At 45.7% G+C, this 24,852-nt stretch carries 25 protein-coding genes; 10 read left to right on the forward strand and 15 right to left on the reverse strand.

The genetic code is table 11. The features are described from left to right. Positions 1-26 precede the first annotated feature (26 nt). The 8 genes from rnd to AACV20_RS08160 form a co-directional block, all read right to left on the reverse strand. Positions 27-1,145, reverse strand: a complete 1,119-nt coding sequence (gene rnd, locus AACV20_RS08125) for a ribonuclease D (protein ID WP_170907108.1) — start codon at positions 1,143-1,145, stop codon at positions 27-29. Positions 1,146-1,242: 97 nt separating this feature from the next. Continuing rightward, positions 1,243-2,937, reverse strand: coding sequence for a long-chain-fatty-acid--CoA ligase FadD (gene fadD, locus AACV20_RS08130; RefSeq protein ID WP_026028639.1), 1,695 nt, complete (start codon positions 2,935-2,937; stop codon positions 1,243-1,245). A 102-nt stretch (positions 2,938-3,039) separates the two neighbouring features. Continuing rightward, complete coding sequence (locus AACV20_RS08135; RefSeq protein WP_170907109.1) at positions 3,040-3,894, reverse strand: alpha/beta fold hydrolase; 855 nt, start codon at positions 3,892-3,894, stop codon at positions 3,040-3,042. Between the two features lie 2 nt (positions 3,895-3,896). Then, positions 3,897-4,460, reverse strand: coding sequence for a Slp family lipoprotein (locus AACV20_RS08140; protein ID WP_029626776.1), 564 nt, complete (start codon positions 4,458-4,460; stop codon positions 3,897-3,899). Between the two features lie 15 nt (positions 4,461-4,475). Then, positions 4,476-4,781, reverse strand: a complete 306-nt coding sequence (locus AACV20_RS08145) for a chromosome partitioning protein ParA (protein ID WP_170888650.1) — start codon at positions 4,779-4,781, stop codon at positions 4,476-4,478. A 53-nt stretch (positions 4,782-4,834) separates the two neighbouring features. Next, positions 4,835-5,536, reverse strand: coding sequence for a tRNA (adenosine(37)-N6)-threonylcarbamoyltransferase complex dimerization subunit type 1 TsaB (gene tsaB / locus AACV20_RS08150; protein WP_170907110.1), 702 nt, complete (start codon positions 5,534-5,536; stop codon positions 4,835-4,837). An 8-nt stretch (positions 5,537-5,544) separates the two neighbouring features. Continuing rightward, entirely contained in the window at positions 5,545-7,488 is a 1,944-nt protein-coding gene (locus AACV20_RS08155) for an ATP-dependent DNA helicase (RefSeq protein WP_038148369.1), read from the reverse strand. Positions 7,489-7,582: 94 nt separating this feature from the next. Beyond that, positions 7,583-7,783, reverse strand: a complete 201-nt coding sequence (locus AACV20_RS08160) for a hypothetical protein (RefSeq protein ID WP_013857222.1) — start codon at positions 7,781-7,783, stop codon at positions 7,583-7,585. A 187-nt stretch (positions 7,784-7,970) separates the two neighbouring features. Between AACV20_RS08160 and purU the strand changes: the two genes are divergently transcribed. After that, positions 7,971-8,804 carry a formyltetrahydrofolate deformylase gene (purU, locus tag AACV20_RS08165; protein ID WP_170907111.1) on the forward strand — a complete coding sequence of 278 codons (834 nt, stop codon included), beginning with the start codon at positions 7,971-7,973 and terminating at the stop codon, positions 8,802-8,804. 125 nt (positions 8,805-8,929) lie between these two features. Here purU and AACV20_RS08170 read toward each other — a convergent pair whose 3' ends face one another. After that, positions 8,930-10,933, reverse strand: coding sequence for an NADPH-dependent 2,4-dienoyl-CoA reductase (locus tag AACV20_RS08170; protein WP_170907112.1), 2,004 nt, complete (start codon positions 10,931-10,933; stop codon positions 8,930-8,932). A 212-nt stretch (positions 10,934-11,145) separates the two neighbouring features. On the opposite strand from AACV20_RS08170, the gene sppA reads away from it, so the two are divergent. After that, entirely contained in the window at positions 11,146-12,996 is a 1,851-nt protein-coding gene (gene sppA / locus AACV20_RS08175) for a signal peptide peptidase SppA (protein WP_170907113.1), read from the forward strand. Between the two features lie 120 nt (positions 12,997-13,116). Beyond that, positions 13,117-14,130 (forward strand): asparaginase, encoded by a 1,014-nt coding sequence (gene ansA, locus AACV20_RS08180; protein WP_017044568.1) that lies wholly within the window; start codon positions 13,117-13,119, stop codon positions 14,128-14,130. 92 nt (positions 14,131-14,222) lie between these two features. Here ansA and AACV20_RS08185 read toward each other — a convergent pair whose 3' ends face one another. Next, the gene (locus AACV20_RS08185) at positions 14,223-14,507 is read right to left on the reverse strand and encodes a YeaC family protein (RefSeq protein WP_013857226.1); all 285 of its coding nucleotides are present in this window, start codon (positions 14,505-14,507) and stop codon (positions 14,223-14,225) included. Between the two features lie 101 nt (positions 14,508-14,608). On the opposite strand from AACV20_RS08185, the gene AACV20_RS08190 reads away from it, so the two are divergent. Then, positions 14,609-15,433, forward strand: a complete 825-nt coding sequence (locus AACV20_RS08190) for a DUF2989 domain-containing protein (RefSeq protein WP_013857227.1) — start codon at positions 14,609-14,611, stop codon at positions 15,431-15,433. Between the two features lie 47 nt (positions 15,434-15,480). On the opposite strand, the gene msrB is transcribed toward AACV20_RS08190, so the two are convergent. Then, on the reverse strand, positions 15,481-15,885 hold the full coding sequence (gene msrB / locus AACV20_RS08195) for a peptide-methionine (R)-S-oxide reductase MsrB (protein WP_013857228.1): 405 nt from the start codon (positions 15,883-15,885) through the stop codon (positions 15,481-15,483). A 337-nt stretch (positions 15,886-16,222) separates the two neighbouring features. Here msrB and gap point away from each other — a divergent pair, with 337 nt between their 5' ends. The 5 genes from gap (at position 16,223) to AACV20_RS08220 (ending at position 20,693) form a co-directional block, all read left to right on the forward strand. Next, a complete protein-coding gene (gap, locus tag AACV20_RS08200) occupies positions 16,223-17,218 on the forward strand; it encodes a type I glyceraldehyde-3-phosphate dehydrogenase (protein WP_010317219.1) in 996 nt (331 codons plus the stop codon). A 154-nt stretch (positions 17,219-17,372) separates the two neighbouring features. Next, positions 17,373-18,257, forward strand: coding sequence for a D-hexose-6-phosphate mutarotase (locus AACV20_RS08205; protein ID WP_170907114.1), 885 nt, complete (start codon positions 17,373-17,375; stop codon positions 18,255-18,257). Positions 18,258-18,376: 119 nt separating this feature from the next. Beyond that, the gene (gene rlmA, locus AACV20_RS08210) at positions 18,377-19,198 is read left to right on the forward strand and encodes a 23S rRNA (guanine(745)-N(1))-methyltransferase (protein WP_017047803.1); all 822 of its coding nucleotides are present in this window, start codon (positions 18,377-18,379) and stop codon (positions 19,196-19,198) included. A gap of 58 nt (positions 19,199-19,256) precedes the next feature. Next, complete coding sequence (locus tag AACV20_RS08215) at positions 19,257-20,192, forward strand: ChaN family lipoprotein (RefSeq protein ID WP_170907115.1); 936 nt, start codon at positions 19,257-19,259, stop codon at positions 20,190-20,192. 150 nt (positions 20,193-20,342) lie between these two features. Beyond that, complete coding sequence (locus tag AACV20_RS08220) at positions 20,343-20,693, forward strand: hypothetical protein (RefSeq protein WP_017044563.1); 351 nt, start codon at positions 20,343-20,345, stop codon at positions 20,691-20,693. Between the two features lie 22 nt (positions 20,694-20,715). Here the strand turns inward: AACV20_RS08220 and AACV20_RS08225 are convergent, their stop codons facing one another. Beyond that, complete coding sequence (locus AACV20_RS08225) at positions 20,716-21,156, reverse strand: YcgN family cysteine cluster protein (protein WP_017047805.1); 441 nt, start codon at positions 21,154-21,156, stop codon at positions 20,716-20,718. 158 nt (positions 21,157-21,314) lie between these two features. Between AACV20_RS08225 and AACV20_RS08230 the strand changes: the two genes are divergently transcribed. After that, on the forward strand, positions 21,315-21,563 hold the full coding sequence (locus AACV20_RS08230) for a YkgJ family cysteine cluster protein (protein ID WP_013857235.1): 249 nt from the start codon (positions 21,315-21,317) through the stop codon (positions 21,561-21,563). A 77-nt stretch (positions 21,564-21,640) separates the two neighbouring features. On the opposite strand, the gene recR is transcribed toward AACV20_RS08230, so the two are convergent. From recR to dnaX, 3 genes are all read right to left on the reverse strand, one after another. After that, positions 21,641-22,240 carry a recombination mediator RecR gene (gene recR, locus AACV20_RS08235; RefSeq protein WP_170907116.1) on the reverse strand — a complete coding sequence of 200 codons (600 nt, stop codon included), beginning with the start codon at positions 22,238-22,240 and terminating at the stop codon, positions 21,641-21,643. A 50-nt stretch (positions 22,241-22,290) separates the two neighbouring features. After that, the gene (locus AACV20_RS08240) at positions 22,291-22,620 is read right to left on the reverse strand and encodes a YbaB/EbfC family nucleoid-associated protein (protein ID WP_170907117.1); all 330 of its coding nucleotides are present in this window, start codon (positions 22,618-22,620) and stop codon (positions 22,291-22,293) included. Positions 22,621-22,702: 82 nt separating this feature from the next. After that, on the reverse strand, positions 22,703-24,847 hold the full coding sequence (gene dnaX, locus AACV20_RS08245) for a DNA polymerase III subunit gamma/tau (RefSeq protein ID WP_170907118.1): 2,145 nt from the start codon (positions 24,845-24,847) through the stop codon (positions 22,703-22,705). Positions 24,848-24,852: the final 5 nt, after the last annotated feature.

The raw sequence follows: 24,852 nt of genomic DNA on the forward strand, positions 1-24,852 counted from the left end.
AGGCTCTTTCTCTTTACTAACCAATTTTACTCAACCAATTTGTTGAGCCGTTCACCGAGAATAGGTAAGCGCCAGCTCTGCATCACATCCGGCAATTGCTCGGGATCTCTCTCTTTCTTCCACACCCAACTCAATAGCTGGTTGAGCTGTTTTTTAGAGGCTAAAAATTCAGTCGCTAAACCCGTGGTTTGAGACACTGATTTAACTTCATCTTTCAACCGTTTAAACAACTGTTTATAGCCGGGATAGTCCATCAAAGGGTCGATTTTAGGTGGGTATTGATCAGCCGGAGTCTGCTGGCCCGCTTTCACCAATGCAATGATTTTGGCACTGTGACGTTGAATCGATCTCGGATCGGCCCCTTCATCAATCATACGGCTTGCACTCGTCAATCCCAAACGAGCGATAGTCAGCAAATCTGTCTCTTTGACCACAAAATTGAGCGCCAAATCACGGCGTACCGCCTCTTCGTAGCGCCAAGTAGCTAAGGGTTTGAGAATCGCTAATTCTTGCGGTGTTAGTTGCCATGCCCCTTTGATATCCAAATAGGCCAAATCGGGATTAGTCTGTTTAATGCGTTTGACGCTCAATAGTTCAGATTCTTGCTGCGCCGCTTGCCACCAGCCCGCCTGCGTCACTTTATCGAGTAATTTCTCGTAAATCGGCAGCAAATAAAACACATCGGCGGCAGCGTAATCCAACTGCTTTTGCGATAAAGGCCTTGCTAACCAATCAGTACGCGATTCACTTTTATCAATTTCAATCCCTAAGAATTCATTGACCAATGCGGCAAATCCGGTAGACAGTCCATGGCCGAGAAAGGCTGCCATTACTTGTGTATCGACCATTGGAAACGGTGTGCAGCCAAATGCATTATGAAACACTTCGAGATCTTCACCACACGCATGCAGCACTTTGAGCACGGAGGTGTCTTGCAGTAGCTCGACAAAAGGGGCCATGTCATCAAAGGCAAGTGGGTCGATTAAAGAAAGGTTTTCACCATCATAAAGCTGGATCAATCCGAGCTGTGGGTAAAAGGTACGCACTCGGACAAACTCGGTATCGAGCATCACCACATCGGCATCTCGCGCGGCAAGGCATACACGTTGTAGGTCGTTAGGCTGGGTAATTATTTGGTAGTTCACTAATGGCTCACTTTGGGCAACCCTACTAGAGGGGACATAAAAATGCCGACGGTTTGAGTCGGCATTCTAGCACTATTTTTTCATACTGAGTTGATGCTTAGGCACGTTTTGTTTGTTCAATTGCCGCATCATTTTCTTCACGAAGTACGCGGCGTAAAATTTTACCCACATTACTTTTTGGTAAATCTTCCCTAAACTCAATCAACTTAGGCACTTTATAGCCAGTCAAATGTTTACGGCAATGGGCAATGATTTCATCTTTGGTTAAGCTCGGATCACGCTTAACCACATAAATCTTGACGATTTCACCAGACACTTCATGAGGCTGGCCGATAGCGGCCACTTCTAATACTTTGCCATGCAGTGCAACCACATCTTCAATCTCATTAGGATAGACGTTGAATCCAGAGACTAAAATCATGTCTTTTTTGCGATCGACAATATAGACCATTCCTTGCTCATCAAACTTGACGATATCGCCTGTAGAGAGCCAACCATCGGCATCAATCACTTCTTTCGTCGCTTCCGGTCTTTGCCAATAACCTTGCATCACTTGTGGGCCACGCACTTGCAACTCACCGACTTGATCATAAGCCAACACTTTGCCTTCATCATCAACGATACGCACTTCGGTTGAAGGAACGGGTAAACCAATTGCTCCCGAATAATCACTTAAATCATAAGGATTACCTGTCACCAGTGGTGCACATTCAGTCAAACCGTAACCTTCAAGCAGGTGGATACCCGTCACTTTTTTCCACTGATCGGCCACCGCGCGCTGTACCGCCATGCCACCACCAACAGAAAGCTTAAGATTTTTGAAATCAAGTTCATGGAAATCTTCGTTGTTGACCAACGCATTAAACAGCGTATTCACCCCCGTAATGGCAGTAAATGGGTACTTTTGCAACTCTTTAACAAAGCCTGGAATATCGCGTGGATTAGTAATCAATAGGTTACGCCCACCCATTTCGACGAACAGTAAACAGTTTACGGTCAGTGCAAATACGTGATAAAGCGGTAATGCCGTCACAACCAGTTCGCGGCCTTCGGCCAATACTGGGCCATATGCCCCTTTTGCTTGGAGCACATTCGCAATCATGTTGCGGTGGGTCAGAATTGCCCCTTTTGCCACACCGGTTGTACCACCGGTATATTGTAAAAATGCAATGTCGTCGCCAGACATAAAAGGCTTCACATACTGTAAACGGCGACCTTTGTGCAACGCCTTACGCATGGAAATGGCACCTGGTAAGTCATATTTTGGCACCATCCCTTTCACATATTTCACAACGAAATCAACCAACGTCCCTTTTGCTCTAGGTAACATCTGTCCAAGGCTGGTCAATACCACATGTTTTACCGAGGTATTTTCAACAATTTGCTCTAAGGTATTGGCAAAATTCGAGACGATGACGATCGCCTTTGCATCGGCGTCATTCAGTTGATGCTCAAGCTCTCGCGGGGTGTACAACGGGTTAACATTCACCGCAATCAACCCGGCTCGTAATACGCCAAATAACGCGACCGGATACTGCAATAGGTTAGGCATCATTAAGGCGACACGATCACCTTTTTTCAGCTTCAGCTCATTTTGCAAATAGGCGGCAAATGCTCGGCTGCGCTCTTCCAGTTTACGAAAAGTCATGACCGAACCCATATTCATAAAGGCTGGTTGATCGGCATATTTATGAACCGATTGCTCAAACATTTCGACCAAAGAGAGGTACTGATCAGGGTTGATGAATTCAGGTACATCAGTTGGATAGCGTGAAAGCCAAGGTTTCTCCACGGTAATACTCCTCGTTATTGGCGGCTGCTCTACGGCGATATTTTTATGTGCGCTATTACAGCACAGCCAAAGCGCTTGAGCACGAAACACTCAAACACTTGTTTAAATTTTGTTAACTAAGCCAAAAATTAGTTCTGCGACTTGCGAAGGTTGCTCAAGATGGCAATGATGACCACCAGAAATAGTGAACATCTCTTGCCGATCATCGGCGAAATAGCCTCGAGCGGCTCGTAACTCAGAAAAACCGTGTGTACCGAGAATCACACGTTGTGGGCATTGGATGTGCGCCATGATGTGCTGAGCATGCTCATACGACATGCGATACAAGGAATCGCTGTTTAACTGTGGGTCATGACGCCAATACCACTCGTCATTGCACCGCTCAACCCCTCGAATAACGATGGGTTGGATCAAGGCTGCTTCTAACTGGTTGACTTCGGCTCGGCGAGCAACAGCGTATTCTAAGTTCGGTAACCTACGACGAGGCTTACGCCGGATCCGCTGGCGGCTGAGTACGCCATTGCGCAGCCTGGCCACACTCTCTAGTGGCGATTCAGCCAATGGAGCCATTCCTTCGATTTGAACTAATCCTGCGACTTGCTCAGGAAAGGCGGCACTATAGCAACTTGCGATTAAAGCACCAAGGGAATGCCCTACGATCACTAACCTGTTTGGTGATAAGTTGAGCAAAAATGAGTAAATATCATCAATATAGTCATGAAATGGGTAAAAATGACCGTCGGCTTTATGGCTTGAAAGGCCATGTCCCGGTAAATCGATTGCGCAAAGGTGTAACTGTGGATTAAGGTGACTTAACGCTTTGATAACGGTAAGAAAACTGGATGAATTATCTAACCAACCATGCAAAAAAACGACCGATAAGTCGGCCGTTTGTGCGTTTCCCAACTCTTGAGTCGCAATCATTCCTTGCGCAAGAGAGTACTGTTTTTGTTGCATCGCTATTTCACTTCTTGTACCACGCGCCCTTCACGAGCACCAATGTACATTTGACGACAATATAAGCTGTGGCAAGGGTACATATAAGTACCGAGATCATTCACGACCACTCTTTCTTCAACTCGCCACAAATGTAGCCCTTTTACGGCCATGGTTGGGAAAGTGTATTCAAACTCACCTACTTTGGCTTTTTCTGGAGCAAGGCTGGTTCCCACTAGCGTCACCAAACGATCTTTCGCATAAGCCACTGGGTCAACAAACCCGTCAACATAGCCAACAAAACGCCCTTGCGGTTCGCGGTCGATATCCGGTCGGCCTGATGAGCTAATCGGCAAATTGACTATTTCAATCCGTGTTTTATCCGCCAAATTAGTCACACTGGCGATGACGCCGCCCAGCCGGACTTCATCTTGCTCATTGGTTGGCGTATTGACCCAAGTGGCGTAATCGGTGATCACGGCCTCACTACTGGCACGAAGATCATCCGGTAAGCTTGAGCATGCACCAAGCAACAATGTGGACGATAACAGCAGTAGCGTTTTAGAAGTGGAAAAAGATCGCATCATAATGACCTTGTTGGATTAGATGTAGATATCGACTCCAAGCAGTTGAGCAAGTTCCTCTTTTTTTGCTTGGTTCATCACGTCCATGTACTCTTCCATCGCCTTTCTTGATCGACCTTCAGGAAGATCGTATTCCAGATTAGCCTGATGAATCTCTGATGGATCGACATGACGAATTGAATGAGAAACAGCATTCGCCACCTTAGTAGGTTGGCCTACTCCGGTTTTGACATCGCCTTTCTTTACCCCATTGTTCTTATTTGCGCGATTAGCCCTATTGCTACCGGGCACTATCGCAGGAGGTAAACCGTTAATTGAAACCATACTGTTCCTATTCAATTAGAGCAAGACGAATGCAACGCCTTGCCTTTAACTGATTATTCTCGGCCCGGTAACTTCTTCCAAGCCACGTTATCACGCAGGTAAACAGGGCTCGACTCTTCCACTGTTAGCGTGTTTCCTTTAGCAAACTCATACTGAGCAAGAAACACCATATCCTGTGCATCTGGGTACAATACTTCCCCCATTTGACACGAGATAGGCAACGTATCTAACTCTTCTTTATAAGCCGCCCAACCCGTTCCAGCGCAGCCCCAAGTGATGCTGTTAGCTTTGATTTGCTCAGCAAGAGTATTAGGAGCAATGACGCACTCTGCATCTATCTCTTGCCAAGAGCCATCTTCTTGACGTGTATAACGACCCCAGTAAATCTCACTCATTCTGGCGTCAATTGCACATGCCACCTGCTGGTAACCCTGTAAACGATAGCTGCCTTGCGCCATCGCTGCCAGGGTCGAAATACCTATCATAGGTAAATCAGCACCGAATGCTAAACCTTGTGCAATTCCAATGCCAATCCGTACTCCGGTAAAACTGCCCGGACCACGGCCAAAGGCTAGCGCGTCTAGTTCCTGTAAGGTGATGCCCGCTTCTTTTAGGACGGAATCCACCATGGGTAGAATCTTCTTGGTGTGATCGCGAGGGGCAACTTCACTGCGAACGTACAGTTTGCCGTTCATCATTAAAGCAACAGAACAGTTCTCTGTTGCTGTGTCTAAGGCAAGGATCTTTGCGCTCATTACTGTCTCTAATTGTTGTTAATAGTTACGGGTGTCGTGACTGAAATTTGACTTAAGAAATCTTTTACTTTGTCCAAATCCCGCGTGCGTGGAATGGGCGGTAAACTGGCAAGAAATAGCCCACCGTAGTCACGGGTGACTAAACGGTTATCACAAATGATCAGTACACCTTTGTCATGTTTATCGCGGATCAAACGCCCGACCCCTTGTTTCAAGGTGATGACGGCATCGGGTAGTTGTACTTGCGCAAATGGATCCCCACCGCGCATTCGGCAATCTTCAATTCGCGCTTTCAACAGCGGATCATCCGGTGCGGTAAATGGAAGTTTGTCGATAATAACACAGCTTAATGCGTCACCTCTAACATCTATCCCTTCCCAAAATGCCCCTGTCGCGACCAATAAGGCATTACCTAATTCCATAAATTCGGCCAACGTTTTTTGTTTACTCGTCTCCCCTTGCATCAGCACTGGCACGGTTAACACTTCTCGAAAACGTTCACCTAACTCGCGCATCATGCTGTGGGAAGTACATAAAAAGAAGCAGCGGCCTTGGTTTTGCTCAATCACTGGCGACAAAATACGCACCAATTTATCGGCAAGGCCTGGGCTATTGGGTTCAGGTAAATAGCGTGGTACACACAGCCGCGCCTGCTGCTGATAGTCAAACGGGCTTGGTAATGAAAACTGAGCTTGGGGCTTTAGTCCTAAACGCTGAGTGAAATGGCTAAAATCGTCGTTTACGGCCAAAGTTGCTGAGGTGAAAATCCATGCGCCCTGCTTTTGTTGCACCTGTTCGTGAAATTTATCGGCCACCGAAAGTGGGGTGATGTGTAAACTAAAATGACGCGGCGTGGTGTCATACCAATAGGAATAACCAGTAATAGAGACATCACACACTCGATCAATTCGTCCTTTGATTAAGTTGGCGCGCTCAAATGCGGTATCCAATAACTGGCTGCGACCTAACGCGAGTTTTAACACATCGATAGCAAAATCTAAGCTGTCTCGCAAACGCGCTAATTCTCGCGAAATCGATGGTGAAGCTAACGCCTCACGCCAGTTGCCTCGAAAACTGGGTTCACCCAACACAATGCGTAAATCCATCGCTGACTGCACCAGTTTATCGCCGACTTTCTGCAATTGGCGCATATCTTTTGCTTCAGTGCGATAGCCGATTTCAATATCTTTCGCCAGCTCTTGAACTTGGCGACTGGAAACTGATTGACCAAAATATTGGCTGGCGATATCCGGTAACTGATGCGCTTCGTCGAAGATAAAGACCTCGGCTTCGGGGATCAACTCACCAAACCCGGTTTCTTTGATCGCCAGATCGGCTAGAAAAAGGTGATGGTTGACCACGACAACGTCGGCATCCATCGCCTTTTTGCGCGCTTTAGAGACAAAACAGTCGACGTAACTTGGGCACTCTTTGCCAAGGCAATTGTCGTTGGTTGAGGTGATGGTTGGAATGACCGCACTGTCTTCAGGCAACTCTTCACATTCACCTAAATCACCACTTTTGGTTTCCGATGACCAACGACGCACTTTCACCAATTGAGTCAGCAGCTGTGGATCAGATTGGTTGGTGTGGCTTTCCACCATTTGGCGGCTCAGCCTATCAAGGCACAGATAGTTTGCTCGGCCTTTTAATAGCGCGACATTGCCATAGAAACCGAGCGCATCAATCATCAAGGGTAAATCACGATGAAAAAGCTGCTCTTGTAGGTTTTTAGAACCCGTACTGATAATGACTTTTTTACCACTGAGCAGCGCAGGCACCAGATACGCAAAGGTTTTGCCTGTACCAGTCCCTGCTTCAACCACTAATTGCGATTGTTGGGCAATCGCCTTAGCGACCGCTTCAGCCATGTCAATTTGCGCTTGTCGAGCTTGAAAACCGGCAATGGCCTTGCCTAATGCGCCTTGTGAAGAGAAGGTTTTTGCAATCATCAAAAAGTGGAGGTAAGTGTTCGTTGCGGGGCATTATGTCAGGTTTGATGAGCTGGCGCGAATCCAAGTGCAACCCGCGCCAGTTAGGTGTGTTCTATTTGCGATTGAGGTAACGAGATAACCAAGCTGGTCCTTCGTACCCATTCTCCGTTTGGGTCATTGCTTTTGCCGCCTCGGCGGGTGACGCTCGGTTCTCCCACATGTCTTCCAAAATGATTTCGTCAATTTGATGGTCTCCCATCAATGCACTCACTCTTTCCATATACAGCTTTCGTGCGAGGAGTTCTCTATCCATAAATACCGCCTTAAGACACTCTGTGAGGAAGAAAATTAGTAAAAGCCTAACGGTGAACCCGTTTATATATTGAAACCAACTTGATAATAGATTAATTATAGCCCTTATATTGCGGGGCGCCTCACCGTTCACACGCTCACGAATTAGTTTTTAGAACGAAAAAAATCATGCACGGAAGTAATTAATAATGGAAAGAAAAACACTGCTCACTCATTGTAGTGATGCGCCCGGACTTATCTCTAAAATCACGAACATTTGTTATAAACATCAACTCAATATTATTCATAATAATGAGTATGTTGATAACATCAGTGGTCACTTTTTTATGCGTACTGAATTGGAAGGCTACTTTAACGACACCACCCTTTTAGCCGACCTTGACCAAGCCTTGCCTGCACACGCAAAACGTAAACTGATTGATTCTTCGCGCAAACGCATCGTTATTTTGGTGACTAAAGAAGCACATTGCTTGGGCGATATTTTGATTAAGAATTATGATGGCAGCTTGGATGTCGATATTGCTGCAGTGATTGGCAATTACGATACGCTGCAAAATCTGACCGAAAAGTTTGATATCCCGTATCACCATGTTTCTCATGAAGGGCTAAACCGCGAGGAACACGAGCAGAAATTGTTAGAAGTGCTGGACCAATATCACGCCGACTATTTGGTCCTCGCCAAATACATGCGGGTACTCACGCCCAGCTTTGTCGATAAGTACCATCACAAAATTATTAATATTCACCACAGCTTTTTACCGGCATTCATTGGTGCAAAACCTTACCAGCAAGCGTACGAGCGCGGTGTGAAAATCATTGGTGCGACGGCGCACTTTGTCACTAATGATTTAGATGAAGGCCCGATTATTAAGCAAGATGTGATCCCGGTTGATCACACATTCAGCGCGCAAAACATGGCGCAAGCTGGACGGGATGTTGAGAAAAATGTGCTGAGTAAAGCCTTGAACAAAGTTATCAACGATCACGTTTTTGTTTATGGCAACAAAACGGTCATTTTATAGCAAAGCGAAGGCTGTTCTTCACGAACGTAGCAAAGACAAAAGGCGCGATTTGCGCCTTTTGTTGTTTTACGATTGCTGACTGATCACTGCAAGTGATAACACCACCGCCTAGCTTGGACCACAGATTATAACTTGATCGCCAGCTCTACCCCCTGACGAATCGCGCGCACAGCATCAAGCTCACCAGCATAATCGGCACCACCAATCACATGCATCTTCTCACCCAATGATGCCCATTTATCTTCAAAAGGACGCACTGATTCTTGCCCGGCACAAATCACTATTTTATCGGCGTCTAACAGCAAAGGATTACCGTCAAGCGTGATATGTAAACCGTCAGCGGCAATTTTTTCATAACCGACACCACCCAGTAGATTCACTCCACGCTTTTCTAAGGTGCGTTTATGGATCCAACCTGTGGTCTTACCGGGGCCTTTACCTACTCGTCCTTTGCGACGCTGCAATAACCACACCGTTTTTTCACTCATACCATCAGGGAATGGGTACAAACCTCCGGGATAAGCAATCTCTTTATCGATGCCCCAATCATGCAGCCAATCATCAAGCGTATGCTCTGTCGGCTCAGTCAACATAGTGGCGACGTCGACACCAATTCCGCCAGCACCAACAATCGCGACTTTTTCGCCAACGGGTGTTTTTTCACGGATCAGCGTTTGGTAATCCACCACCTTTTCTAGGTTATCAATACCCTCAATTTTTACTTTTCTCGGCTCGACACCCGACGCCATCACCACTTCATCGTACGGTTCGAGCATCTCAAAATTGACGTCAGTATCTAAATGCAGATGCACACCGGTTTGATCAATACGATTTGCAAAGTAGCGAATGGTTTCTCGAAACTCTTCTTTGCCGGGAATTTGCATCGCCAAACGGAACTGGCCACCAATGCGATCATTTTTTTCAAACAGATCAACATGATGCCCACGCTCAGCCAAGGTAGTCGCGCAAGCAAGCCCCGCAGGACCTGCGCCAATCACCGCCATTTTTTTCGGCTGAGCCGCAGGGCGAATAACCATTTCCGTTTCATAGCAGGCCCGCGGGTTAACGAGGCAACTGGCCCGTTTGCCTTTAAATACGTTATCTAAACAGGCTTGGTTACAGCCGATACACGTATTGATCAGCGCGGCTTTTCCTTGCTCGGCTTTGGCAACAAATTCTGGATCGGCAAGAAACGGACGCGCCATCGACACCATATCCGCTTGACCCGTTGCTAATATTTTTTCTGCTTCTTCTGGAGTGTTGATGCGATTACAGGTCACGACGGGCACAGAGAGATGTGGGCGGATTTTTTCCGTTACCCAAGTAAAAGCAGCACGGGGTACTTGAGTCGCTATCGTTGGAACGCGCGCTTCATGCCAACCGATGCCCGTATTGATAATGGTCACGCCAGCTTGTTCAAGTGCCTTCGCGAGCATTAAAACCTCTTCAAAAGTGCTGCCCTCTTCGACTAAATCCAGCATTGAAAGACGGAAAATGATGATGAACTCTTTACCAACCACTGCACGAATCGCTTTCACTATCTCAATGGGTAAACGGATACGATTTTCGTAACTACCGCCCCAATCGTCGTAACGCATGTTGGTACGTTTACAGATAAATTGGTTGATCAAATACCCTTCCGAGCCCATCACTTCCACACCATCGTATCCTGCAAGGTGAGCTAATTCAGCACTACTGGCAAAGGCATCAATGGTTTTTTTTATCTGACGGGCACTCATTTCACCCGGTGCAAAACGCGCAATAGGTGCTTTAATCGCCGAAGCACTTTGGGCAAAAGGGTGCATTGCGTATCGGCCTGCGTGCAGCAATTGCAAGGCGATCTTTCCACCTTGGCGATGCACTGCCTCAGTCACAACTTGGTGTGCACGCGCATGTTTTGCCTTGCTAAATTCAGCACTGAAAGGGTGCAGTCGACCGCGCAAATTAGGCGAAAACCCGCCCGTCACAATCAGCCCAACCCCACCTTTTGCACGCTCTTCATAAAAAGCGGCCAGCTTATGGAGCCCTTCCTTGTGCTCTTCTAATCCCGTGTGCATTGATCCCATCAATACACGGTTGCGTAACTGAGTAAATCCTAAATCCAAAGGCTCTAACAGATGTGGGTACATGGCGACTTCACTTTTATAATTATGCGTTATGGTCTGACCAGAATATTATTGCCCACAAAAAAAATCAAACAAGTGTTTACATTTTTGTAACACCGATCAATCTTGCAGTTGTTTGGGTATACTAGATCACGTAGGATGTAAGCCATTAATATCTCAAGGTTAATCCCTTGATTCATTTAAACACGCTTGCGAATAGCCGCAGTGGAGAAACAATGAAATCACTATTTCGATTTATCGGTTTGATATTTAAAGGTTTTTGGAAAATCATTACCTTTATTCGTTTAGCCCTAACCAACCTGTTCTTTTTGCTCAGTATTGCACTGATTTATTTCTTGTATGTGCATACCGATTCTCCCCTGCCTACCATAGAAAAAGAGTCCGCATTAGTGATGAACTTATCGGGACCGATTGTTGAACAGAGTTCTTACATCAATCCGATGGATTCAATGACTGGTTCATTTTTTGGCAAAGACTTACCCAAAGAAAATGTATTATTTGATGTAGTAGAGACCATTCGCCATGCGAAAGATGATGCGAAAATCACAGGCATTGTGCTCGCTCTCGGAGAAATGCCTGAAACCAACCTCACTAAGCTACGTTACATTGCTAAAGCGTTGAACGAATTTAAAGCCACGGGCAAACCCATCTACGCGGTGGGAGATTTCTATAATCAAAGCCAATATTATTTGGCAAGCTACGCCGATAAAGTCTATTTGGCACCGGACGGCGCCGTGATGCTGAAAGGCTACAGTGCCTATTCGATGTACTACAAAACTTTGCTGGAAAAGCTGGATGTCAATACGCACGTTTTCCGTGTCGGTACTTATAAATCAGCCATTGAGCCATTTATTCGTGACGATATGTCCGACGCGGCAAAAGAGTCCGCCTCTCGCTGGTTAATGCAATTATGGGGAGCGTACGTCGATGACGTAGCGACCAACCGTAAGATTGACGGGAAAACGTTAAACCCATCAATGGATGAATTTCTGACGCAATTAAAAGCGAGTGAGGGTGATCTCGCTGCTTTATCATTAAAATTAGGGTTAGTAGATGAATTGGCCACTCGCCAACAAATGCGCCTATCGCTCGCCGAAACATTTGGCAGCAATGGAGAAGATAGCTACAACGCCGTAGGTTACTACGAATATCAAGCCACCATTAGTCCACAGTTTAACGCTGATATGGACGATGTAGCCGTAATCGTGGCTAGTGGTACCATCATGGATGGAGATCACCCACGAGGCACAGTCGGTGGTGATACCACCGCCGCATTACTTCGCCAAGCGCGTAACGATGATAAAGTCAAAGCCGTCGTATTGCGTGTGGACAGCCCAGGAGGCAGCGCCTTTGCCTCCGAAGTTATTCGTAATGAAATTCAAGCGTTAAAAGACGCAGGCAAACCGGTTGTCGTCTCAATGTCAAGCCTTGCAGCGTCTGGCGGTTATTGGATTTCAATGAGTGCGGATAAAATTATCGCGCAGCCAACCACGTTAACCGGTTCGATTGGTATTTTTAGTGTCATCACCACATTCGAAAAAGGACTCAATAAATTGGGGGTTTATACCGATGGCGTAGGAACCTCACCTTTTTCTGGTGTCGGTGTCACCACAGGGCTAACAAAAGGCGTGGCCGACGCACTGCAACTGGGCATTAACCATGGTTACCAGCGTTTCATCAGTTTGGTGGGAGAGAACCGTGGCCTTTCATTGGCACAAGTCGATCAGGTCGCGCAAGGCCGCGTATGGACAGGACAAGATGCGATGGATCATGGTTTAGTCGATCAAATGGGTGACTTTGATGATGCCATTAAGCTCGCAGCACAACTGGCAAAATTAGAGACCTACAATATTTATTGGGTAGAAGAACCCCTTTCACCCGCTGAGCAGTTCTTGCAAGACATCATGAATCAAGTGCAAGTTCGCTTCGGTTTTGATGTATCAACACTAGTGCCAGCGTCGCTGCAACCTGTAGCAAAACAATGGGTGCAAGATGCCAGCTTACTCAACCATTTTAATGATCCGAAAGGGCAATATGCATTCTGCCTAAACTGCCAAGTTCAGTAGCAATATCAATCTGTAATGACTAAAAACCATTGGGGCGCTTTGTGTTGAGCGCCCCTTTTTATATTAAGTGAATACGCTATAATCCCCCGCTCTGTTCCCCTACACGAGTGATTTCTAGCTATGGCAAGAAAACATATCTACATCGCCTACACTGGCGGTACTATCGGCATGCTAAAATCCGACCATGGTTATGTCCCTATTGCGGGCTTCATGGAAAAACAACTCGCAAGTATGCCTGAATTTCAGCGCCCTGAAATGCCTGAGTTCACCATTCATGAATATGACCCTCTGATTGACTCCTCAGACATGACGCCTGAAGATTGGCAACAAATCGCCAACGATATTCGAGATAATTATGATAAATACGATGGCTTTGTGATTTTACATGGTACGGATACCATGGCTTACACGGCATCGGCACTCTCTTTCATGTTGGAAAACTTGGGTAAACCCGTCATTGTGACAGGCTCACAAATTCCGTTGGCCGAATTGCGCTCTGACGGACAAGCGAATTTACTTAATGCATTGCACATCGCCGCTAATTACCCCATCAATGAAGTGACGTTATTCTTCAATAATCAGTTGATGCGGGGTAACCGCAGTGTCAAATCACACGCCGATGGTTTTAATGCGTTTACCTCGCCGAACCTTCCTCCGCTGTTAGAAGCTGGGATCAATATTCAAATCAGCAGTAACGTTAAAGTTGGCGAACAGCCGCAAGGAGCCTTCCGAGTCCATAACATTACACCACAACCGATCGGTGTGATTACCATGTACCCTGGCATCTCTCACGAAGTGATCCGCAATACCTTATTACAGCCAGTCAACGCAATGATTTTGCTGACTTTTGGTGTGGGAAATGCACCTCAAAATGCGCAACTATTAGCGCATTTAAAAGAAGCCTCTGAACGTGGCGTGATCGTCATGAACTTAACTCAATGCTTAGCAGGTAAAGTCAACATGGGTGGTTACGCGACAGGCTGTGCTCTTGCAGAAGCAGGCGTGATCAGCGGCTACGACATGACACCCGAAGCCGCTTTAGCCAAGCTTCACTATTTACTGAGCCAGAATCTTTCTTATGAAGAAGTGAAGCAGAAAATGCAGGAAGTATTACGTGGTGAAATGAGCTTATAGCTTTAAACACCCACAATATATTTTCCCATCATTAACAAAATCCCCAACTCAATGAATTGGGGATTTTTGTATTCTGTACAAGTCAAATAGACTCATTCGTGGTTTGGATTGACTCGAACAATATCGTCTTGTCCGTTTTGAAAGCGCTTTTTAAGCTCATTTTTTGACTTAAAACTGATTTCTCCACCAGCGGCAACTGTCATATGGTCCGCTTCTACATTATGCTTAGATTGATACAACATCACAGCTTGCATGCATGAATCTCGCTGTGTTTGTGAAAGTGGTGTACCTTCAGGCCACTTACCCGTTTCAACAGCGTGCATTAATCGCTTGTAAGCTTCGGGGGTGATGGCGTTAATGAGTTGATCGGCATCCATGGTCTATCCTTAATTAACGAATTCGTCACAAACATAACTTGCCATGATATTGAGTCAAGACAAGCCCAATAAATAAGTGTATTTGATCACAAGCTAATATTATGAATTTGATAAAAGTGCCCATGATTCTCAGCCTATCACTTCTTATAAGTGGCTGCTTTGAGAATAACAGAGATACCGACAAGCTATGTGCAGATAATCCTAATTTGCGCTGTGAAAGGCTCAATATAAATGATGGGCAATGTAGAGTTCCACGCACGGACCTCATCTGGCATCGATTTGAAGTACTTAAAAATCCAAGCGATAGCAACAAGATTAAAGAATACGGATTAGTTCAAGCTTATCGAAAATGTCTCGAGCTCGCTTCACAAATTCAAGCGATTGATCAAACGGAACTGAAACAACGTCGATTTTCAGCACTCGTCAATACAGGGAAAGATTTAGAGCAGATTGAAAAAGAGCTTCAGTCATCCAGCTCCGCGGAAACCTTATACTTTCTCTGGAGTCAGATTGGTGATAAAAGTGCACAAAGAAAATTCTTACAACGTGAAGGTAAACCCGAGCTAGATACAGCAGAAATGCAATACGCTCTCGCTACTTTTTATGTTCAACGGGATCGAGAAAAAGCAATCTATTTGCTCCATCGAACCTTAGAACTCAGCCCAAAAGGCAGTATCAACCTTGATGCTATCAAATCTCTTGCCAGTACCAACCAAATTCTCAAACAGAAAGAAAAAGCTTACATTTGGGCGATGGTAGGAAAAACATTCAATGTGCCGGTTGCTTCAGAGACAGAACTCAAATTGCTGTACGGGTTTGATCAAGAAAAATTTGATGCACTCGACGATATCGCCGAAAAAATCGTTGACGCTATCAAAAATGGACAGTTTAAACCAGAGCTCATTCCTCTCGACTTTGCCAACTAACAAAATGTAATCATAAAACAAAGAGCGGTGATAAGTTCACCGCTCTTTCACTTTTTGTTGAAAATTAACGACACTGAATTGACACAAAATCGTTCACCTGTTGTTTGAGGTCCATCGGGAAAAACATGCCCTAGATGGCTATCACACACCGCACAACGGATCTCAGTTCGAATCATTCCATGCGTTAAATCTTCAAGATAGCGGATTGCAGTATCATTGATCGGTGCATCAAAACTTGGCCAACCACACCCCGAATCATACTTATTGTTGGAGACAAATAACGGGCTGCTGCAACAGGTACACGCGTACACACCTGTGTCACGATTATGTAATAACTTGCCACTAAACGGGGCTTCTGTACCGCGTTGACGGCAAACATAAAACTCATCATCCGTTAGTCTTTCACGCCAGTATTCATCAGGCTTAACATTATTCTCAATCTTCGATTTCACTTACAAAACTTCCCTTCTTCTCAATATTGAACTGGTACTTTTTATGCCAAAAACTTGCATACTCCACTCTTTGTAGCACATACTTTCTCACCATGAAATGGTAGGTATGTAATTTCTAACTGCCTTAGAAGGCTAAAGTATTTTACGCCAACTGAAAGTAAACAGAAGCGGTATAAAGTTTAAAATTTAATCACTTACGATTAATTGTGAAAAAAAGCGACGCTTTTTTTTGACTTTAAACAAGTTAAGTCCGATTATCTGTTGCAGACATTTACTGGATTCTGTAATTTTACTACCAGTTATCTTTAATCAGAAATTAAGTTGTGGAGCAACTATAATGACTATCAAAGTAGGTATTAACGGTTTTGGCCGTATCGGTCGTTTCGTATTCCGTGCAGCGCAAGAGCGCAACGACATCGAAGTTGTAGGTATTAACGACCTTATCGACGTAGATTATATGGCATACATGTTAAAGTATGACTCAACTCATGGCCGTTTCAACGGTACTGTTGAAGTTGAAGCTGGCAACCTAGTTGTAAACGGCAAAACTGTACGTGTAACAGCTGAGCGTAACCCAGAAGATCTAAAATGGGATGCAATCGGTGTTGACGTGGTTGCTGAAGCAACAGGTCTATTCCTAGACGATGCAACAGCTCGTAAGCACATCACTGCTGGCGCGAAAAAAGTTGTTCTAACTGGTCCTTCAAAAGACGCGACTCCAATGTTCGTAATGGGTGTTAACCACGCTTCTTACGCTGGCCAAGACATCGTTTCTAACGCTTCTTGTACTACAAACTGCCTAGCACCTATCGCTAAAGTTCTTAACGACAAGTGGGGCATCGAGTCTGGTCTTATGACTACTGTTCACGCAACTACAGCGACTCAAAAAACTGTAGATGGTCCTTCTGCGAAAGACTGGCGTGGTGGTCGTGGTGCTTCTCAAAACATCATCCCATCTTCAACTGGCGCAGCTAAAGCGGTTGGCGTTGTAATCCCAGAACTAAACGGCAAACTGACTGGTATGGCTTTCCGCGTACCTACAGCGAACGTTTCTGTAGTTGACCTAACTGTTAACCTACAAAACCCAGCATCTTACGCAGAAATCTGTGCTGAAATGAAGCGCGCTTCTGAAAACGAATTCGCTGGCGTTCTAGGCTACACTGAAGATGCAGTTGTTTCTCAAGACTTCATCGGCGAAATCAACACATCTGTATTCGATGCTAAAGCTGGTATCGCACTAACTGACAAATTCGTTAAAGTTGTATCTTGGTACGACAACGAAATCGGTTACTCAAACAAAGTTCTAGACCTAATCGCTCACGTTTCTAAATAATCGTAGTGTTTAGCGAAGAAATTCGTTGAGAACAAAAGGCGGCCATTGTGTCGCCTTTTTAGTATCTGTCCCTTTCATTAATGGGACTGCGTTAGACAATCCGAGCCGTTCCTCACTTATTTACCCGGTAGGAATGGTATGAGGTATCGAATTTATGGATCTGCAATCTCTCCCTACCCTGACTTATCTTTCTGACAACGTCACCATCGTTGAGAAAGAGGGCGTTAAAATTGTTCGCGTTATTCATGACAAAGCGACCGCCGGAATTACACTGCATGGCGGCCATGTCATCTCATTCACTCCTAAAGGACAAGATGAGCTCATTTGGATAAGTGACACGGCCATTTTTGACGGTAAAGCCGCTCTAAGAGGCGGGATCCCTGTTTGTTGGCCATGGTTTGGCCGTATTGCTGCACCAGCCCATGGTTTCGCACGCACCAGTGAATGGGCATTGATTGAACATAGAGAAAACGAGCAGGGCGTCATTATCGTGCTAGGGCTCGACCATTCGCCCCAAACACTGACTATTTGGCCATTTCAATTCCAAACCCGTCTTTATGTTGAAATCGGTGACAAGTTAAAAGTCACTTTAGAAACGACCAATACGGATGAGAAAGCATGGACGTTTTCTGCAGCGCTGCACAGCTACCTCAAGGTTGGTAATATTACCCAGACCACTACTACAGGTATGGGCGTTGAATATATAGACAGCTTACAAGATGCAAAAATGTGTCAAGGTGGTTCAACACTCATCCTCACCGATACGATTGATCGCGTCTATACCGCGCCTGAAGCACAAATTCAGGTCCAAGATCCTGTTTTGAATCGCACGTTAGTGGTTGAAAACTCTGGGCACAACTCTGCCGTCTTGTGGAATCCATGGGCTCAAGGCGCTCAATCAATGGCAGATATGCCTGACAATGGTTATCAAACGATGCTGTGTGTTGAATCTACACTGCATGCCCCTTGCTTATCCGCTGGAAAAACCTTGCAACCAGGTGAAAGCCATCAGCTCGTCACGACGGTTTTTTCCAACTAAGCTTTTTTGGCGAATTTTCCGTCATCATACTCATGCTGAGGACAGTGAAATCACGCTGTCCTTTTTATTTCTAGCCGCAGACGCTAAACTGGCGCCTTTGTTTTTCAAGCGAGATCTTCATGGCGTATCTGTGCCCCCTTTGCCAGCAACCTCTGTTGCAACAGCAGCAAATATTGAAATGTGAAAATAATCATCAATTTGATATAGCCAAAGAGGGCTACGTCAATTTGATGCCTGCACATCATAAACGCTCAAAAGATCCGGGTGATAATAAAGAGATGATGCAAGCCCGTCGCCGTTTTCTTGAAGGTGGACATTACGATCTGATGCGTCAGACGGTCGCTCAGTTGTGCAGTAAGTATCTGCAAGATTCTTCTTATCAGTTTTTAGACATCGGCTGCGGCGAAGGTTACTACACCCAATTTGTCGCTCAAACGCTTGCACAACACTCGACACAATCGGTCACCTATGGGTTAGATATCTCTAAAATCGCCGTCCGTTATGCAGCAAAGCGCTACCCTATGGTCAACTTTGTCGTCGCCTCCAGCCACCGCTTGCCCTTTGACGATGCTTCCCTAGCCGGTATATTACGAATTTATGCGCCCTGTAAAGCGCAAGAGCTTTACCGCTGCATTCAAAACCAAGGAGTGGTGATTACCGTTACACCCGCGGCAAGGCACCTCTATCAGTTAAAAGAAGGGATCTATCCTAATGTTCAACTGCATGATGAAACCGCAGAAGAGATAGCTGGGTTTACATTAGTAGAGCAACAAAAACTGCACTACACCATGGCATTAAGTGGTAACGATGCTTTTGATTTATTACAGATGACGCCGTTTGCATGGCGGGCCAGTGATGAGCTAAGAGCGCAATTAAAGCAAGCTGAGCAATTTAATTGTGAGGCCGATTTTATGATCAGCGTTTATCGCAAAGTTAGTTGATAATAATTCTCATTATATTGCAAATCCACAGTGTCTCCATTATTATGCCAAATTCAAAATGGAGACACTCATGCGCTTAGTTACTTCTCTGGCTCTACTATTACCACTTTTTGGCTGTGCTTCGCACCAGACGAAGCCCATTGCTCACTTTTATGACTACCAATTATCTACCCCTAGCGGCAAACCATTGAATCTCAATTCGCTGCCGAATGAGATAAAAAATGCCGATATCATTTTAGTCGGTGAGTGGCATACACACCCAGCCATTCATCGCTTCCAAACCGAGCTATTGGCACAACTCAGCCGCGAAAACACCCATGTAGCCTTGTCTATGGAACAATTTTCACGCGATGAACAAGAGATACTGAACCGCTATCTAGCAGGAGAAATCGGCGAACAATACCTTATTTCTCAGACCAGAGCGTGGCCAAACTACCAAAGTGACTACCGCCCACTGGTTGAATTTGCAAAATCACAGCAGTTGAATGTCATTGCCGCTAATGCGCCTAAACCTTTCGTACGTTGTATCGGCAAAGTGGGAATCAAATACCTTGATAAATTAACGCCAGTAGAGCGGGCTCAGGTTGCACACCAAATTGACACCTCAGCCTCTCCCTACAAAGCGAAGTTCATGGAATCAATGCACCACGGTTCAAAAGAGCAAACTGAAAAACAGTACGCAGCTCAGCTCACTTGGGATGAAACGATGGCAGAAAGCATGGTGGATTATTTACAAAACCACCCGACAGCTCAGGTGATGCACATCGCAGGCAAGTTCCACACCGAGCAGGGTTTAGGCACGGCGCATTCTATCCTTCGTCGAAATCCTGATTTAAAGATTGCCATCATCACGCCCGTAGAGGATACCCAGACGTCGTATCCTGATTTCCAACTCACTGTACTGCCAATTCCCACCGCCTATGTTCAAGCAGAGCATCGCATGCAGGCCTATCAACAGATAAAGAATCGCAATACAGATCTCACTTGCGACTAATTAGCGGTGAATAACGGGCCTGCTTATTCTTTTCATATAAAGTAGGCGCGTTTTTTGCTTGTACATACCTCATACAAATTGCGAATTTTTTGCACAAGTTTTTCATAAATCTGTCGATACATTAACTGATGGCATTTATAGGAGAGAAGTATGACACCGGTAGGGACAAGCTCAGCGCAACTGCATTCACTCCAGCAAGTTAAAGCTCAAGCAAATTCTACAGCGGCATCCCCCCCCTCTGCCCCGCTCAAAGTGGAGCAGAATACCGTCACTTTGTCTGATGAAGGCAAAGCCTTGCTCGCAGCGCTGCAACAACTCGACAAAGAGAGTAAGTTAGAAAACAAAGAGAAAACTGTGACTGGCAAAGTGGAATCATTTGCTCATGGTGCTTTGGGATTAGATCATCCAGATAAAAAACCAGAAGAAGATGATAGCTCCTATTCCGCAGGGAAATATTTTTCCGCCGCGGCAACAGTAGGAGGTTTGTTACTGCTTCTCTAATTTTTTAGATTTCTATTGGATATTAATTGCGGTTTGGATGATTGATGATGTGATCCTCCCAGTCGATAACATCAATCTCATAAACGACTTTGTTGCGAACACTTTCTTGCGCGGCGTGCATCGCCTCTTTGGAGCCGGTAATCAAAGGATGCCATTGCGGCAATGTTTTGCCTTCTGACAGTACACGATAGGCGCACGTATCCGGCAACCAGTTAAATTCATCAATTTTATCACGCGTCAGTTTTAAGCACTCCTCACCAGAATTGAAACGGTTTGGATAATCCTTGCATGAGCAGGTATCGCTGTTTAACCAACTGCAAGCGACATTGGTGTAATAGACCTCATCACTATCTTCATCCATTAACTTGTGTAAGCAGCACTTACCGCATCCATCACAAAGCGACTCCCACTCCGATTCCGTCATTTGTTCTAATTTCTTATTTTGCCAGAATGGTGTGTTCATGAGTCTCTATCTTACTTAACGAATGGGGTGCGTGTTATACCTCCACACCAACCAAAGTTCAAGGATAAAAACGGCTGGTTAATTTAGGAAGCTATTGCTGTACACTTCGGTCACATCTGCTAGGATCGTCACCCTTTTCTTTTTACTGGTACTCAATTATTGAATGCAGACTTGGTTGTGGTGCGTGTTGTATCGCTCCTAGTATTTCTTCCTCCATCCCGGGTATGGAGCAAGGAAAGCCAGCAGGTGTACGTTGCATTCAACTTAATGACGCTAATTTGTGCAAGTTATTTGGTAAGCCTGAACGTCCAAAAGTATGCCACGAATTTAAACCTTGCCCGATGGTCTGTGGCAACACGAACCAAGAAGCTTTGAGCAACATTACCGAACTCGAAAAAATCACTTGATGGCACTGCTTTGTTTGCCTTAATCGATGGCGTCACTCAAAATTGCCCCAGCAGCTAGGGCAATGATTCGAAAGGTGCTACAGCTTTTGTCTGCCAAGCAAAGAGTGTGATAGCGTCGTGCCATCAACAAGCTCAAGCTCACCGCCAACAGGCACACCATGAGCAATACGGCTCGCAGAAACTTGATGGGCGCGACATAATTCCGCAATGTAGTGCGCGGTGGCTTCACCTTCAACGGTTGGGTTAGTGGCAAGAATGACTTCGGCAATGCCACCACGTTGCAAACGGTAATCCAGCGTATCTAAACCAATATCACTCGGGCCGATACCATCTAAAGGTGATAAGTGCCCCATCAGAACAAAATAACGTCCAGAATATTGGCCTGTAGCTTCAATGGCCGCAATATCAGCAGGGCTTTCGACTACACAGAGTTGGCCGTTATCCTGCCGCTTAGGGTTGCTACAAATATGACAAGTTTCTTCTTCAGTGAAAGTTCGACATTCACTGCAATGTCCAATTTCTGTCATGGCTTGGCTTAAAGCATCGGCGAGCTGTAAGCCGCCTTTTCTATCGCGCTGTAACAAATGAAAGGCCATACGCTGTGCTGACTTGGGACCCACCCCAGGCAGACAACGTAAGACCTCCATCAAATGCTCCAGCATATGACTGGTACGCATTAGTAACCTATTTTGTTTGTTAAAAAGGTTGTTTGTTAAAAAGTCGTTCGTTAAAACGGCATCTTCATACCTGGTGGTAATTGCATACCGCCAGTGACAGAAGCCATTTTTTCTTTTTGAGTCTCTTCCACGCGGCGCGCAGCATCATTGAAAGCGGCGGCAATCAGATCTTCTAGCATCTCTTTGTCGTCTTCCATTAAGCTTTCATCAATCTCTACACGGCGTACGCTGTGGCTACCAGTAATGGTCACTTTTACCAGACCAGCACCAGACTCACCAACCTCTTCCATATTCGCAATTTCTTCTTGTAGCTTTTGCATGCGCTCTTGCATTTGTTGGGCTTGCTTCATTAGGTTGCCCATACCGCCTTTGCCAAACATGTTTATCTCTCTGGTTGAATTGGGTGTTTCACATAAGGTGGGGTCATAACATATAGATTCAACCCCACACTCGCTTAATTGATTAAATCGGCCGCACACTGTCGCGATCAAGTTCCGCATCAAAACGTCGCTTGAAGAACATTACGTGAGGGTCGGCCTCCAAGCTGTTCAATGCTTGCTCTAATTTGAGTTGGTAAAGACGCTCTCTAAGCTCCAATGGAGTCTCACCTTGCTCACCAATTGTCACGCTAAGGTGGCACTCTTCAGCTAATGTCTCATTGAGCGCTTCTAACAACTCGCTTTGTGCTTTATCGGTATTAAGATGGGCCTGACTTGGCCGCAGCACTAGCTCGATTGATGAGCCCGATTTGTGGTAGACAGAATTAAGTGCTAATTGTTCCACTAACTTGGCAATATCGAGCTGGTGGATCAGAGCTGCCCACTCATCTTGTTCTATCGATTCTGCAAGTAACTTTTCTGCCATCTCTAGCGTTTTAATATGTTCTAGCGCTTGCTTAATTTGTGTCGGTGTCAGCTCTGTTTTTTGTTGTTCAACCACCACAGGTTGCAGCGTTGGACGCCACTGATAAGGCTCGTTGTCCAAGGTTGGGGCAGCTTCAGGAGCGGATGTTGACAAAGGCGACACTCGAGCTGATTTTCCATGCGAGGCAACACGCTCAAGCACAGATTCAGATTTAGTCGATGCCGCATTAGGCTTTTTTGTCCCGTTGCTCTTTGTTTCATTCACTCCTTTTGCTGGCTGAGCAACTCCTTGGCGCTGTGAACGCAACTGGTGTCGCAGCCCTGCAATCGGTGAGGGACGTGGAGCTGAAGAAGGTGCCGGTGGTTGAGGAACTGGTGCAGGCTCATACGATTCTGGGGCATATTCCATTGCACTGGACATGTCATCATTCATATCCGCATAGCGGTTATCGTAATCTTGAACGATGCCATAATCAGGCTGAGTATCCTCATGCCTTTGTGGCTCATTAACCTGACTGTCCGATACGGGAGCCGCCGACGTTTGCTTAGGTTCAGTTAGAGGCGTTGCCGCTGATGCGGGTTGTAGTGAAGGAGTGCCGTGGCTTGGCACTGCGACATCTGAACTCACTTCAGTACTGAACGTATTCACCAACGATACAGAAGCAGGACGAAACGCCATCATACGTAGCACAATCATTTCCAGCCCCGTTCGAGCGGTTGGCGAGAGTGCTAAATCTTCACGCCCTTTTAAAGCAATTTGATAATAGAGCTGCACATCTTGTGGGCTCAGCGCTTTGCTAAGCAGTTGTACCTTCTCTGCATCGGGTTGGGTTTTGTCCAGTGTTGCTGGCAACGCTTGATACATCGCAATACGGTGTAACTGCGCCGCGAGTTGTTGTAGTAATCCATCCCAATCCACACCATTTTGTGCTAAATGTGCAACGCTATCCATCGCCGTTTGAGGCTGTTTACTGCTAATAGCTTGCAGTAAATGGAGTGCTTGATCTGTGTCTAGCGTGCCAAGCATTGGGGCGACTAGATCGGCCATCACCTGGTTATTACCTAGTGCAATCGCTTGATCAGTTAAGCTAAGTGCATCACGCATACTGCCATCGGCAGCATGAGCGATCATTCTTAATGCTCTCGCTTCACAAGGGATCTGCTCTGCCGCTAAAACATGCTCAAGCTGATCGTGGATATTTTCAACACTGATCGGCTTAAGATGAAACTGTAAGCAGCGCGATAAAATCGTAACCGGCAGCTTTTGCGGATCTGTCGTAGCGAGCAAGAATTTCACATACTCAGGCGGCTCTTCCAACGTTTTAAGCAAAGCGTTAAAACTGTGGCGCGACAGCATGTGTACTTCATCGATTAAGTACACCTTGAAGCGACCGCGAGCAGGCTTGTACTGCACGTTATCAAGTAATTCGCGCGTATCTTCGACTTTGGTTCGTGATGCCGCATCTATTTCTAAAAGATCAACAAAACGGCCTTGGTCAATCTCTCGGCAAGTATCACATTGGCCACAAGGTGTGGCCGTAATACCGGTTTCACAGTTTAACCCCTTGGCAAACAAGCGACCAATCGTCGTCTTGCCGACACCACGTGTACCGCTGAATAAATACGCATGGTGCAATCTATTTTGGGCCAACGCATTTTCTAGTGCAGTTAAGACATGTGCTTGTCCCACCACCTCATTAAATTTTGTTGGTCGCCATTTTCGCGCTAAGGCAAGATAACTCATGAGTA

This window comes from Vibrio sp. B4-6 (genome assembly GCF_963888245.1).
Taxonomy (GTDB): domain Bacteria; phylum Pseudomonadota; class Gammaproteobacteria; order Enterobacterales; family Vibrionaceae; genus Vibrio; species Vibrio anguillarum.